The sequence below is a fragment of the Granulicella tundricola MP5ACTX9 genome (assembly GCF_000178975.2).
GTDB lineage: Bacteria > Acidobacteriota > Terriglobia > Terriglobales > Acidobacteriaceae > Edaphobacter > Edaphobacter tundricola.
In genome coordinates, this window is the sequence record NC_015064.1 from 175775 (window position 1) to 189486 (window position 13712).

At 61.7% G+C, this 13712-nt stretch carries 8 protein-coding genes and 1 pseudogene; 2 read left to right on the top strand and 7 right to left on the bottom strand.

Features of this window, described 5'->3' with window-relative positions; genetic code table 11:
• Positions 1-16: 16 nt before the first annotated feature.
• From ACIX9_RS26650 to rfbF, 4 genes and pseudogenes are all read right to left on the bottom strand, one after another.
• Positions 17-1237: pseudogene (locus tag ACIX9_RS26650) on the bottom strand (putative bifunctional diguanylate cyclase/phosphodiesterase).
• On the bottom strand, positions 1216-2886 hold the full coding sequence (locus ACIX9_RS23355; protein WP_157477184.1) for a GAF domain-containing protein: 1671 nt from the start codon (positions 2884-2886) through the stop codon (positions 1216-1218). The pseudogene ACIX9_RS26650 and the gene ACIX9_RS23355 overlap by 22 nt, the downstream one beginning before the upstream one ends.
• 357 nt (positions 2887-3243) lie before the next feature.
• Positions 3244-4308 carry a CDP-glucose 4,6-dehydratase gene (gene rfbG, locus ACIX9_RS00765; RefSeq protein WP_013578558.1) on the bottom strand — a complete coding sequence of 355 codons (1065 nt, stop codon included), beginning with the start codon at positions 4306-4308 and terminating at the stop codon, positions 3244-3246.
• A complete protein-coding gene (gene rfbF / locus ACIX9_RS00770) occupies positions 4293-5063 on the bottom strand; it encodes a glucose-1-phosphate cytidylyltransferase (protein ID WP_013578559.1) in 771 nt (256 codons plus the stop codon). Before rfbF ends, rfbG begins: the two co-directional genes overlap by 16 nt.
• A gap of 506 nt (positions 5064-5569) precedes the next feature.
• On the opposite strand from rfbF, the gene rfbH reads away from it, so the two are divergent.
• On the top strand, positions 5570-6895 hold the full coding sequence (rfbH, locus tag ACIX9_RS00775; RefSeq protein WP_041596866.1) for a lipopolysaccharide biosynthesis protein RfbH: 1326 nt from the start codon (positions 5570-5572) through the stop codon (positions 6893-6895).
• A gap of 57 nt (positions 6896-6952) precedes the next feature.
• Here rfbH and ACIX9_RS00780 read toward each other — a convergent pair whose 3' ends face one another.
• Complete coding sequence (locus tag ACIX9_RS00780; protein WP_013578561.1) at positions 6953-7513, bottom strand: carbonic anhydrase; 561 nt, start codon at positions 7511-7513, stop codon at positions 6953-6955.
• Between the two features lie 144 nt (positions 7514-7657).
• Here ACIX9_RS00780 and ACIX9_RS00785 point away from each other — a divergent pair, with 144 nt between their 5' ends.
• Positions 7658-8623: a GlxA family transcriptional regulator gene (locus ACIX9_RS00785; RefSeq protein ID WP_013578562.1), complete on the top strand. Its 966-nt coding sequence runs from the start codon at positions 7658-7660 to the stop codon at positions 8621-8623.
• Positions 8624-8787: 164 nt separating this feature from the next.
• On the opposite strand, the gene ACIX9_RS00790 is transcribed toward ACIX9_RS00785, so the two are convergent.
• Positions 8788-10197: an HD-GYP domain-containing protein gene (locus ACIX9_RS00790; protein WP_013578563.1), complete on the bottom strand. Its 1410-nt coding sequence runs from the start codon at positions 10195-10197 to the stop codon at positions 8788-8790.
• A gap of 177 nt (positions 10198-10374) precedes the next feature.
• Positions 10375-13647 (bottom strand): ligand-binding sensor domain-containing diguanylate cyclase, encoded by a 3273-nt coding sequence (locus ACIX9_RS00795; RefSeq protein ID WP_198152128.1) that lies wholly within the window; start codon positions 13645-13647, stop codon positions 10375-10377.
• Positions 13648-13712: the final 65 nt, after the last annotated feature.

The following is a 13712-nucleotide window of genomic DNA, read 5'->3' on the forward strand; positions in this document are numbered from 1 at the left end:
CCCTCATCTGGAGGGACTAGGCCTGCGTAAGGTCCCCTCGTTTCCACCCGACCCCCGGCAGTCGCGCAATCCTGCCGTTCTTCCAATCCTCTTCCAGCATCACGTCGATCCGTTCGGGCGGAGACGGGTGAGACATTAGGTAACCCTGCGCGCTGTCACACGCATTATCCCGAAGGCAGTTGAACTGCGCCTCCTCTTCGATCCCTTCCGCAACGACCGTCAGCCCAAGAGCATGGGCCATGTTCACGATCGATGCGAACAGCAGGGTCTTGCGCCGGTCCGTCCCCACGCCTTCAAGGAACGTTCGATCCAGCTTCAACTCGGAGACGGCCAGCCGCTGCAGATAAGAAAGCGACGAATAGCCCGTGCCGAAGTCGTCGATCGCAACGCGAACGCCCAGCGCCTGCAGCGCAACCAGCTCAGCCTCCACTGCAAACTGCATCAGGATGCTCTCCGTCACTTCAACGTGCAGCGCATCGCCGGGAAGCTCGGCCATGGCCAGTGCGTTCGCAACTCCCTGCACAAAGTACTCTGAGGCCAGCTCTGAAACCGAGACGTTCACCGCAACGAAGAGCGATGGGTGATGCCGTCTCCAGGAGATAAGGTGACGCAGAGACTCCGCGAGCACCCACGAGCCCAACTCCCGAATCGTCCCTGCCCGTTCAGCCATCGGAATAAACTACACCGGAGAGATCTTCCCATGCACCGGATGGGTCCAGCGCAGCAGCGCTTCAAAGCCCACGAGCGCGCTGTCTTCCAGCGCGATCTGCGGCTGATAGTGAACCTTCATCTCCCCGCGCGCGATAGCCTGAAACAAATCCTGCTCCAGCAGCATCTGCCGTTTCAGTTCTTCGGGCGGCGGCGTTTCGAACACAACAAACCGGTTCCCGCCACGTCGCTTCGCCTCATACATCGCCGTGTCCGCCGCGTTCAGCAGATCGGCCACTGCTCCAATCTCCATCCCGTACGCCGTCGCGACTCCGACGCTCGGCGTACATCGAAACCCGCGCTCCTCCAGCGAGAACGAATCCTGAAACGACGACACAATCGCCTGTGCAATGACCGAGGCCTGCTCCGCCGTCGATCGTTCGCACAGCACCACGAACTCATCGCCTCCCAGCCGCGCAACCAGATGCCCACCCCCCACCGCAGAGCTGATCCTGACGCCAACCTGGATGATCAACTCATCCCCCACCAGGTGGCCAAACACGTCATTCACGCTCTTGAATCGGTCCACGTCACAAAGAGCAGGGAAGCGTGCTCTAGAACCCCGTCTTCCTGGAGCCGGCTCAGGCGATCGAGAAGAACGCGGCGGTTCGGGAGCAGAGTCAGTACATCCACAAGGCTGAGCTTCGCCTTCGCCGCATCGCCCTGCCTGCTGACGGTCGCCTTCAGGAGCCGTTGAACGTCCAGCGCCATCGCTCTTTCGCGGGGGCTCCATGCCTTGGCATGTCCGGAGACCGATTCGCGCCACGCGGCAAAGGACTCTCGCGGACCCACCAGGCCTGTCACCACGTCGCGGACCTTCGCCTCGTTTGGATTTCCTCCCCATTCCACCGTCTGCGTAATCTCCGGGCGGTACCAAAGCACGTAGCTCTTGTAGGACCCATCGAGTGGAATCGCGAGGATGCCGCTCGCAACATCTTTGTAGATCTTCAGCGCGGGCATGATGCCGGCCAGATATTCGCTCAGAAAAATCGGCTCGTCGCCATGCTCCTTCAGCAGCGCCAGCAACGCATGCCTCTCATGCGGTGGCAGCACCGTGCCACAGCTCCGCAGTTGCCCATCGATGCAGATGGTCGCTCCGGACGCTCCCACTGATCCCAGGAAGAGATCGGCATGCTCGACCAGCATCTCGGAGATAACGCACGGCCCTGCCAGCACAGACTCCAGCTCCTTCAGCCTGCTGCCATTGAACAGTTGCTCAACGTAGTCCTCGTTGTTCTGGGTCACGCCCGTCAGCATGGAGATCACCTGGCCCAGAAGGTCGCAAAGAGATCGAACCTCCGGTGGGACCAGCAGCGGCGTCCGATGCTGACAGATGATCAGCCCCCACAGCTTCTGCTCATGCACCAGGGAGATTGAAAAACTCGCCCCCACCTTCATGTTTCGGAGATATTGCAGATGCATCGGAGACACGCTGCGCAAGCTGCTGTACGTCATATCCAGCGCGCAAGGCACAGAGGCATGTTTCAGGCTCACCAGCGGAACAGGAACGTAGTCCACATCCGCAATCAGTCTCGTGCGCTGCAGAAGGTATAACGCCCGCGCCTGCTGCGGTATGTCGCTGGCGGGAAAGTGCAGGTTGATATTGGGAGAGAGCTCGGCGATCTTATCCTCCGCAATCACCTCCCCATGGTGATCGGGATGAAACTTGTAGATCATGACGTGATCGTGTCCCGTCAGCGCACGCATCTCCTTGGCGGCCGCATCGCACAGGTCCTGTTGCGATCCGGTCTTCTGCAAGGCCTCCACAATCGATTCCAGGCGCTTCGAGAGCAGGTCCCAGCGATGACCCGGCAGCGACGGTTCCAGCTCAATACAAATCAGGTCGGCGTCGATCGTATGGGCAACGACATGGTTTTCCAGTCCTCCCGGGCGAAGCTTCCCAATGGAAAGACGGCTGGCGGAGCGATGACCGGGTTCGGAAAGCGCCCGAGTCACTTCATCGGACTGCTCCTGGCCAAACAACGCGGGAAGGGTCATCTGAAGGACTTCGCGTGGCTCACGACCCAGAATCCAATCGCAGTTTGCGCTGACGTGGACGATCCTCAGGTCGGAACGGCGGCACGCAAGCAGCACCCCAAACGGCTGGACTAGACCGGGCGTATGAATGACTTCCTGCTCAAAGGCACTTTCATCGACAGGAATCCAGCTATTTCGCAATCGAAAGCTCTTGGCACTCTCTTCCACGAAAGACCTCAGGGAGTGGTTTGAATAGCCGTCTTGTTCAGTCGCAGAATCAGTTCCCGATGTTCACCCTTGTTTCAGATGTTGACCCTTGTTTCAGATGTTGACCCTTGTTTCAATTGATCCAGTTGCAAGATGCCCGGAATGCAAACCCGAGATCATTTGGGTCATTGGAGGATCGCACATTTGCTTCGCGAAAGATGGTCACTATTGCTCACATTTAGCCGTAAGCCCCACCGATCAGGTGTTCCCGCGCCTCATCTGCCGCTTTCGTGCAATGCAGCGCAAAACGTGGTGACGTTGTGGTGATTTGTGGTAGTGAAGTGTCGTGGATCAGCTTCGCGAGCTTAACCCGCTAAGACCCTCATAAGAATGGATTTGCGCGAGGGTAAAGGCCTGCATCTCCTCCCCGGCAGCATGCGCCCGGTACCAGGAAATGAGCCAGTCGAGAGCGGTCGGAAGGCCCAGCCGAGGCTTCCAATTCAACTCCTCATGAGCCTTGGAAGCGTCCAGTTTCAGGTACCCCGCCTCATGCACGGAGGGCGCTCCATCGAGCCTCCAGGAGGCTCCTGCACCCCAGCTCGCGGTCATGTGATCGGCGATCCAGGACACAGGCCGAGCGTCCGTTTCAGAAGGTCCGAAGTTGTAGGCAAAGGACTTAGGCTCGCCTGCTAGCAGTTGTTCCACGAGCAGAAGATAGCCGTGGAGCGGGTCCAGCACATGCTGCCAGGGGCGGATGGCATGGGGGTGCCGGATGGGTACAGGCAGCCCGGAGAGGAAGCCCCGCACCAGGTCGGGCAGTAGCCGGTCCGACGACCAGTCCCCCCCACCGATCACATTCCCCGCCCGCGCAGTAACAACCGGCACCCCATACGACTGCCGATACGCAGCAGTAACGATCTCCGCACAAGCCTTGGAGCTGGAGTATGGGTCGTAGCCGCCGAGGGGGTCGGACTCGCGGTAGGGGGTTAGGGTCTCGCGGTTCTCGTAGACCTTGTCGGTGGTGACGGAGACTATGGCGCGGACGGAGGGGGTGCGGCGGACGGCGTCGAGCACGCGTGCGGTGCCGAGGACGTTGGTCTCGTAGGTGCCGATGGGGTCGGCGTAGGAGGCGCGGACGAGGGGCTGTGCGGCCAGGTGGAAGACGACCTCTGGGGCGAAGTCTCGGAGGGCTGGTTCCAGCGTGGCCGGGTTGCGGATGTCTCCGCGGATGTCCTCGATGCGCTCGCCGAGGCGGAGGGTGTCGAAGAGGTTGGGCGAGCCTTCAGGATCCAGGGCGTAGCCTCGGACGTTGGCTCCCAGGGCGGAGAGCCAGAGGGCGAGCCAGCCGCCCTTGAAGCCGGTGTGGCCGGTTAGGAAGACCCGGCGGCCCCTCCAGGTGCTTACCAGGTCTTCCATGGGGCCTTCCCGGTGGACCAGAGGTCTTCGAGCTGCTGCTTGTCTCGGAGGGTGTCCATGGCCTGCCAAAAGCCGTGGTGGAAGAAGGCATGGACCTCACCCTGGGCTACGAGGGACTCGATGGGCTCGCGCTCGAACATCTGGGCGTCGTGGTGGACAGCCTGAAGGGCGTCGGGTTCGAGGACGAAGAAGCCTCCGTTGATCCAGCCGCCTTCGTCGGTGGGCTTCTCCTGGAAGGAGTAGATCTGGGTGTCTTTGAGGCCGAGGGCACCGAAGCGGGCCTTTGGCTGGACGCTGGTGAGGGTCACTGTTTTTCCGTGTTGCTTGTGGAAGGCGATGGAGGCGGTGATGTCGACGTCGGCTACCCCGTCGCCGTAGGTCATGCAGAAGGTCTCGCCGGGGGTGAGATAGGGGGCTACTCGGCGGAGGCGTCCGCCGGTGCCGCTGGAGTCTCCGGTGTCGACGAGGGTGACTCGCCAGGGTTCGGCGACGGAGTTGTGGACCTTCATGCTGTTGTCCCGCATGTCGAAGGTGACGTCCGAGGTGTGGAGGAAGTAGTTGGCGAAGTACTCCTTGATCATGTAGCCCTTGTAGCCGCAGCAGATGATGAAGTCGTCGATTCCGTGCTGGCTATAGAGCTTGAGGATGTGCCAGAGGATGGGGCGTCCGCCGATTTCGACCATCGGCTTGGGGCGTACGCCGGTCTCTTCCGCGATGCGGGTGCCTAGACCACCGGCGAGGATGACAGCTTTCATGAGTGACAGAATAACGTGTGCGGGTATGAGGTACCCCCCTCCCCCCTCATTTGGTCCAAAGTCTTCATTTCAGGTGGGTTAGAGGTCGACATCTGCTTGGTTATTAACTGATTGGTCACGACGGTGGTTCGTCCTGATGTTTTGCTTATGCTTTTATTTTACCAAGGTCGGTAGGGTGAATACGCCATTTATTTTTGAAGGGTATGTGTTTGATTCGATGGTGGTTGTGGGGTTTTTTGAGGCGCGGGGGGCTTGACACGAGGATTTGCTGGTGTTTTTGGCGAAAATAGTTGTAAGTGGTTGATGTGCAGTGGGTTGCAGACTGTCGGAATGCTTTTACCGGATTGCTATATAGAGCGGGCGGGTCCGAAGTTCGTGCAGCTAGAACTACAACTACGGAGGTTCTGCGCTCCGCGCAGAATGACGATTGTGGCGGGGGGACGGTGATGCCGGGAGGGGAAGGGTTATGGCGGGAGGATGGCTGTGGGGCGGTATGCTTTTTAGTTATGAGTGAGCGGGCGGATGCGTTGCGGCGGCAGATTCTGGAGTTGACGGCGGAGTACCACGCCGAGGCTTTTCCGAAGCGGGAGTTTGTTGCTGGGGCTTCGGCGGTGCAGGTCTCGGGGAAGGTGATTGGGGCGGATGACATGGGGGCCGTGGTGGAGGCGGCGCTCGATGGGTGGTTCACGACTGGGCGGTGGGCGAAGGAGTTTGAGAGGAAGCTGGCACGGTTCTTTGGGGTGCGGTCGGCTAGTCTGGTGAACTCGGGGTCCAGTGCGAACCTGGTGGCGCTGAGCGCTTTGACCTCTCCGAAGCTGGGTGATCGGCAGTTGCGGCCGGGGGATGAGGTGATTACGGTCGCGGCGGGGTTTCCTACGACGGTCAATCCGATCATTCAGAACCGGCTGGTGCCGGTGTTTGTGGATGTGACACTGCCTACGTTCGAGATCGACTGTTCGCTGCTGGAGGAGGCGTATAGCCCGAAGGTGAAGGCGGTGATGATCGCGCATACGCTGGGGAATGTGTTCAACCTGGATGCGATTACGGCGTTCTGCAAGGAACATAATCTGTGGCTGATTGAAGACTGCTGCGATGCGCTGGGGTCGACTTACAAGGGCAGGAAGGTGGGGACGTTTGGGGATATTGCGACGGTAAGCTTTTATCCGGCGCACCACATCACGATGGGCGAGGGTGGGGCGGTGCTGACGGATAAGCCGGCGCTGCAGGTGCTGATCGACAGCTTCCGAGACTGGGGGCGGGATTGCTGGTGTGAGCCGGGGGTAGATAACACCTGCGGCAAGCGGTTCGAGTGGGAGTTGGGGACGCTGCCCTGCGGGTATGACCATAAGTACACGTACAGCCACATTGGGTACAACCTGAAGGCGACTGATATGCAGGCGGCGCTGGGGGTCTCGCAGATTGCGAAGCTGCCGGGGTTTATCGAGCGGCGGAAGGAGAACTTCGCTTATCTTTGGAAGGCCCTGGAGTCGCTGCAGGATGTGCTGGTGCTGCCGGTGGCGGGGGACGGGGCCGATCCGAGCTGGTTCGGGTTTCCGATTGCGGTGAAGCCGGGTGCGCCGTTTACCCGGGATCAGCTTACGCGGCACTTCGAGGCGAAGAAGATTGGGACTCGGCTGATGTTTGCGGGGAATCTGCTGCGGCAGCCGGCTTACCAGGGGATCGAGTGCAGGGTGGTGGGGGATATGAAGAACACGGATTATGTGATGGATCGGGTGTTCTGGCTGGGGGTTTTTCCGGGGCTGACGCGGGAGATGCTGGATTATGTGGCGGGGGTGGCGGGGGAGTTTTGTTCGGGGTTGCGAGTGGTCTAGGGCAGGTGGGAGAGGCAGCGCACACGCAGACACTATCGCTTGCGTGTGCGCCTTACGCTATGCCGCGCGCAACGGTGCGGGTGGAATGACGACTTCCACGAGACCGGTCGCCACGTCATAGACGAGGCCGGAGATCATCCACGAAGCAGGCAGAGCCGTAATCGCACGGAGCGATGCAACATCCATAGCAACCGCGTTATGAGGATCAAGAACCGTCTTCGAAGCGACTTCACTTTCCTGAATCTGGAAGAAGTGCGCCAGAAGTGCGGGGTCGCCGGCGAGCCGGGTGATGCCGCAGTCCGTGTGCTGGAGGATGACGATATGAAACTCGCCTCCGCCGGCGGGAGCCGCTCCGGCGACCTGACCGATGCGTCCAAGGAGACCAATCTGCTCCACCAGGCCTGGAGTGATGCGGCCGCCGATGTTGCGCAGTACGATCGCCTCGCCCGATTCAACCCCAAGAACATGAGCGGGGTCCACACGCATATCGGCGCAGGTAATGACGAGTGCCTTGACGTTTGGCATCGCCTCCGGCAGTGAAGGCATCAGGGTGCCTGCGGACTTCTCGTGTGCAGCAAAATCTTTGTTGCGTGTCAGCATCGTGTCGATAGCGCTCATGTCAGTTCTCCTGGAAATATGTTGCGGAATATATTGTGATGCTCTGTCTGCGAGGCTGAATATCTCTAACCCCGATCTCAAAGTTAGCCCTCGGGGCGCTAGAATGGTATTGTCGCTAACGTCAATTTTGAGGTCATTTACGCCATGCAAATTATCGTTCTGGCTCTCGAAGGAGTCTTCGACACAGGGCTCTCCGTCATCCTTGATGCATTCGCGACGGCAACTTCCCTCTCCGCGCAGCTCTTTGGGGGAACGCCACGTTTCGATGTGACGACGGCTGGTGTTCGCCGCAAAGTGCGAACGGCGCAGGGTCTGACCGTACCGATTCAGGCGATTAAGCCTGCTTCCAAGCCGGACTGGGTGATTGTCCCTGCCGTCATCGCCGGCAGCCCGGCAGAGTTATTCGCGAAGCTGGAGCGGCCGGACGTGCGGGAGGCGCAATCTCATCTGCTGAAATGGAGTGCCAAAGGGAGTCGGATCGGTGCAGCTTGTATGGGTACGTTCGTGCTTGCGGAGACCGGCCTTCTTGATCGGCAGGAGGCCACTACGACGTGGTCGCTTGCGCCCTTTTTTCGGCAACGCTTCCCGCATGTTCAGCTCGATGACTCTCGCATGGTGGTCCCCTGCGACATCGGAGTCACCGCTGGTTCGGCCATGGGACACCTCGATCTTGCGCTCTGGATCATCCGACAGGCGAGCCCAGAGCTCGCACACACCGTCTCTCGTTACCTGACGGCCGACCTGCGCTCTTCGCAGGCCCCCTTTATCATCCCGAATCACCTGGCTCAGGCCGATCCGATGATCCGGAGTTTTGAACGCTGGGCCCGGCAAAATCTAAAGGACGGCTTCTCCCTGCAGAATGCCTCAAAGGCACTGGCTACCAGTGCCCGCACCCTGCAACGGCGTTGTGATGCCATCCTTGGGAAGTCTCCCCTGGCGTATTTCCAGGATCTGCGTGTGGAGCATGCTCAATCTCTTCTTCATGGCGAGGGACACGACGTGGAGGCCATCGCGGCAGAGGTGGGCTACGCCGATGGCGCCACGTTGCGAACGCTGTTGCGGAACCGACTGGGACGTGGCGTCAGGGAGATTCGCGCTGGTTTTGAATAAGCCAGGTTGGACGACGAGTGATTGTCCCGGTCAAGCGAACCTGTGGTTGGAACTTCCTGAGGATCGCGCAGTGGCCTGGTCTATCGGGGTCTTCGATTCGTCAGTCGCAGGTGCGCGACCGACTTCGCTCAGGATGACGCGATTTTTCCTTGCAGGGGAAGGGTTCAGGCTACTTTGAGGTTGTTTATTTCGATGATGGATTCGAGGGCGGCGAAGACGGTGGGGTCTATGGCGTGGGGGACGTCTTTGCGGAGGATGTTGAGGACGTCGGCTTTGGACATGGGGCCGCGGTAGGGGCGATTGGCGGAGAGGGCTTCGAACATGTCGGCTACGGTGAGGATGCGGGACATGTAACAGAGGTCGTCGGCCATGAGGCCGCGGTAGTAGCCGGAGCCATCGAGTTTCTCGTGGTGGGAGGCGGAGATGTTGGCGATCTCGCCGAAGGTGGGGATGCGGGAGAGGATTTCGTAGGTGTAGTGGGGGTGCATCTTGACGCAGGCCCACTCTGAGGCGTCGAGCTTGCCGGGCTTGTCGAGGATGGAGTTGGGGACGCTGAGCTTGCCGATGTCGTGGAGGAGACCGGCGCGGCGGAGGGTGACAAGCTCGGAGTCGTTGAGGCCGAGGTAGGCGCCGAGCTCGACGGCGATGCGTGCGACCTCGGTGGAGTGCATGTAGGTGCTGTGGGATTTGGCGTCGACGACTCCGGCGAAGGCGACGCAGATGCTGTCGATGGTCTGGGGGTCGGCGGGGAGGGAGCGGAGGCTGGGCTCGAGCGAGGCGACGTAGTGCTTGAGGACGGGGCTGTCGATATCGACGAAAAGAGCGTTGCGGCGCATGAGGGAGACAGCGGCGCGGACGACGAGGGGGTCGAACCAGCGGCCGCTGCGGCGCTGGATGCAGTCGAGCGCGGCGGCGGGGCCGTACTGCTGGTGGAAGACCTCAAGGGTCTGGGAGATGCTGACGATGCGGGCGAGGAGCGGGATGGCGTCGCCGGAGAGGCGGTCGGGGTAGCCGAGGCCGTTCCAGTGCTCGTCCAGATTGTAGACGGCGTCGGCGGTGCCCTGGCCGAGGCCGAGATCGCGGACGACCTGTGCGCCTTGATTGCAGCGGAGGCGGAAGAGGATTTCGGCGTTCTGGCTGGATTTCTTGATCATGTCGCCGATGGCCTTGAAGCGGTTGGCGATCTTGTCCTGGGCGTGGACGTGGCGGAGGAGGAACTGGATCTGCTTCCACTCGAAGCGGGTCCAGTCATTGGTCTTGGTGAAGGCCTTGGCGCGGATCTCGTCGCCGCCGACGATCTGGTAGAGGCGGGTGGCGTTTGAGGAGCAGCCGGCGTCCTTAAGGAGGAGGGCGTAGTAGAGGTCTGAGAGCTGATCCTGCGAGAGACCCATCTCTGTGCCGATGCGGATGCCGATGAGGCAGGTGCGGAGGGCGTGGCCGGGCTGTGCGCCTTCGGTGAGGTCGAGCGCGAAGGAGAGGGCGGCGATGATGCTGGAGAAGGTGACCTGCTCGGGATTTGAACTGCTTTGGCTGCGGCTGCTTTTGGCTGCGGCTCGTTCTGCTGTTGCGATCATGACGCTTCCTATGGCCTGCTCGAGCTGATTCAAGAGCGAGTGAGAGCTTCTCTCGTTCTTATCGGCTGGGCAGGCTGGCTCTTGAGTTTCGAAGCGGAGAGGAGGAATCCGGCTTCAAGCTTTAGACCATTTGAAGCTGCGGGTGTTTTGTTTGGAATACACCATTCGTGGGGGTGACTAAGGTTTGGATTCGTTGCGGCGGGTGGCGTCGTCGGCTTCGATGCGGTTTCTACCGGCGTTCTTGGCGGCGTAGAGGGCCTTGTCGGCGCGCTCGAGAAGCTGGGTGAGGGTGGCGTTGGGATCGAACTCAGCGCAGCCGATGCTGAGGGTGATGGCGATGTCCTGTGCGGTGGTCTGAAGGGGTGAGGCGGCGACGGCTTCGCGGATGCGCTCTGCGAGCTGGATGGCCTGGGGGCTGGAGGTTTCTGGGAGCAGGACGATGTACTCTTCGCCGCCGAAGCGGGCGGCGGTATCGGTGGCGCGGAGGGAGGAGGAGATGCGGTCGGCGACCATCTGGATCACGGCGTCCCCGGTGAAGTGGCCCCAGGTGTCGTTGACGAGCTTGAAGTGGTCGATGTCCATGAGAAGGAGGGAGAAGGTTCGTTGAGAACGGCGGGAGCGTAGGTATTCGGCTTCTGCGAGGTCCAGGAAGTGGCGGCGATTGTAGAGGTTGGTGAGGGAGTCACGAATGGCGAGCTGGCCGAGTTTGAGGTTGGCGAGCTCGAGCTGACGGCTTTTTTCGCTGAGCTCCAGGGTGCGGAGTTCGATCTCCTGCTCCAGGTGCTCGCGACGGTGGTCCAGGACACGGGTGCGGAGCCTGATGAAGACGTAGATGATGCCGAGGGTGAGGAGGACGAGGAGGAGACGGAAAGGGAGGGTCTCGGTCCAGGCGCGGGGTGCGTTGATGGTGAAGGCTGATTCGACGAGGGGCCCCTGGCCAGAGCGGCTGACGGCTCGGACGAGGAGGGTGAAGGTGCCGGGCGGGAGAGCGGAGAAGGTGATGGTATGGAGGCCGGGTGGGAGCTCGGTCCAGATCTGGTTGTTGGTGTCGGACGCGCTGGAGTTTGGGAGGCCGTCGTTTTCCAGGCCCTGGAGGCGATAAGAGTATCGGGTGCTTTCAGGGCCGGTGTAGTCGAGGAGTGCGACGTCCGCCTCAAAGCCGCGCTTGCGTGGATCGAGCGAGACGGCGCCGTGCATGGACTGCCAGGCGAGGATGAAGGGGGACTGGTGGGAGTCTGCCGTGGTGAAGGCGGTCATGACGAGTGGAGCGCGGTAGGTGCGCTGCTCAAGATGGCTGGGCTGTACGGCGAGGAGGCCGTCGGCGCTGCGGAAGAGGAGGGTTCCGTCGGGGAGGGTGACGGAGCCGAAGAGCTTCTCGGAGGTGCTGCGGAGGCCGTCGCCTGCGGTGTAGGTCTGGACGGTGAGGGTGTTGGGGTCGATGACGCTGAGGCCGGCGGAGGTGTTGGCCCAGATGCGTCCGTCGAGGCCGAGGGTGACGGTGAGCACTGAGTTGGAGAGGAGGCCCGTGGAGGTGTCAAGGGTGTGGAAGATGGGGGTTCCGGCGGGGCTCCAGTGGTTGAGGACGGCGAGGCCATTGCCGGTGGTGGCGATCCAGAGACGGCCGTGGGAGTCTTCAACGAGGGCGCGAACGTTGTCGCCGGGGAGGGTGGCGGGGTTGCCGGGGAGGTGGCGGAAGGAGCGGAAGCGGCCGGTGGCGGGGTCACGGAGATCGAGGCCGGCGCGGGTGCTGATCCAGAGGCGGCCATCGCGAGTGAGGAGGAGGTCGCGGACGTCGTTTTCGGAGATGCTGGTGGGATCGCTGGGGTCGTGGCGGAAGATTTGGCTATGGCCGGTGGTGAGGTCGAGGGCGTAGAGACCGTTGTAGGTTCCGGCCCAGAGGGTGTTGCCGTCGGGACAGAGGGAGCCGACGATCTCCTGGTCGATGAGGGGATCGAGGCTGGGGCGGTAGGTATGGGATTTGAGGTCGACGCGGAAGAGGCCGGTGCCCCCGACGTAGACGGTGTCGGGGGCTGTGGCCTTGATGGCAAGGATCTCGCGGCGGGTGATGAGGCTAGGCGGCAGGCCGGGGGCGGGCTCGATCTTGAGGACGTGGGCGTCCTGGTCCACGGGGCCGAATTCACCCTGGTCAAAGCCTACCCAGACCTGGCCGTTGACGACGCCGACGCTGCGGACGTCGGTGCCGGAGAATCGGGTGGGGTGGAGGAGAGAGGGATGGATCTGGAAGATGCCGCCGGCGGCATCATTGATGCGGGCTAAACCATTGTCGGTACCCATCCAGACGACGCCAGAGCTGTCCTTGAAGATGCCGCGCATGAAGTTGTTATGGAGCGGCGCGGGGGAGGGTGAGTTCTTGACGAAGGAGCGGATAAAGCCGTCCTGGGTGTCGTACGTGACGAGGCCGCCGCCGTAGGTTGCGATCCAGATCTCTCCGGGGCTGGGCTCGATGAGGCCGCGAACGGTGTGTTCCCCGATCTCCGAGATGGCACCGCTGAGGCCCGGGACCCCGCGCAGGGAGTGGGACTGGGAGTCGTAGATGGCGATGCCGACGTGGTCGCAGCCTACCCAGAGGCGACCGGAATGGTCTTCCAGAAAGGACCAGACGTAGGGGCGGGGGCCGATCTCGTGCTCCCCGTCTATACCGAGGATGGGCTGGAAGGTGGAGGAGCCGGCGGGGCGCATGACGACGCCGGGATCGCCTCCGACCCAGAGGGCACCGTGGGAGTCGAGAAAGAGGGAGAAGACGCGCTTGAGGGTGAATGAGGAGGTGGAGCCGGGGGCGAAGGAGGGGAAGGTCTCGTAGCGTTCCGCCGCGTTGGTGGCGTTGGGGTTGAAGTGGAAGAGGCCGAACTGGCCTCCGGCCCAGATGCCGCCGTGGCCATCCGAGATAAGGCAATACACGCGGAGGCCTTTGAGGGCTGCGGGAGCGTCCGGGAGGTCTTCAAAGCTATCGGTCGAGGCCCGGTAGTAGAAGACGCCGTCGGCATCGGAGCCGATCCAGAGATCGCCGTTGGGCGCGGGGAGGAGGACGCGGACGTTGTTGTCGCGGAGGGATGTGGGTTGGGCGGGGTCGTGGGTGTAGGAGCGGAGCTGATAGCCGTCAAAGCGCGACAGGCCGCCGTAGGTTGCGATCCAGATGTAGCCGGCGGTGTCCTGGGTGAAGCTATAGATGGACTGGTGGGGGAGGCCATCCTTGGTGTTGAGGGTGTCGAACTCCAGGTCCGCGATGCGTTCCAGGTTCTGGGAGCTGAGAAAAGAGCTCTGCTGGGCGGCAGCCGGACGGGATGGAGTTGCGAGCAGGAACGCGAGGAGTGCGACGAAGGTCAGGAGTCGGCAGAGGCGGGTATCGCCTGGGGCAGAGTGCTCGCTGCGAATTATCAAGGCCGACGGGCCTTGAATGGCTACATCGGGAGCGAACTGGGGCCAGTACATGGTGGATGACACCATGTTAGCGGCAAGGGAGCGAGGAGGGGAGTGCCTTTTCGGTGAATTGATGC

Coding starts and splice junctions, on each gene's coding strand:
- ACIX9_RS00790 (WP_013578563.1), bottom strand. CDS start 10,197: ATGATCGCAACAGCAGAACGAGCCGCAGCCAAAAGCAGCCGCAGCCAA.
- rfbG (WP_013578558.1), bottom strand. CDS start 4,308: ATGGAAGACCTGGTAAGCACCTGGAGGGGCCGCCGGGTCTTCCTAACC.
- ACIX9_RS00780 (WP_013578561.1), bottom strand. CDS start 7,513: ATGAGCGCTATCGACACGATGCTGACACGCAACAAAGATTTTGCTGCA.
- ACIX9_RS00795 (WP_198152128.1), bottom strand. CDS start 13,647: ATGTACTGGCCCCAGTTCGCTCCCGATGTAGCCATTCAAGGCCCGTCG.
- rfbH (WP_041596866.1), top strand. CDS start 5,570: ATGAGTGAGCGGGCGGATGCGTTGCGGCGGCAGATTCTGGAGTTGACG.
- ACIX9_RS00785 (WP_013578562.1), top strand. CDS start 7,658: ATGCAAATTATCGTTCTGGCTCTCGAAGGAGTCTTCGACACAGGGCTC.
- rfbF (WP_013578559.1), bottom strand. CDS start 5,063: ATGAAAGCTGTCATCCTCGCCGGTGGTCTAGGCACCCGCATCGCGGAA.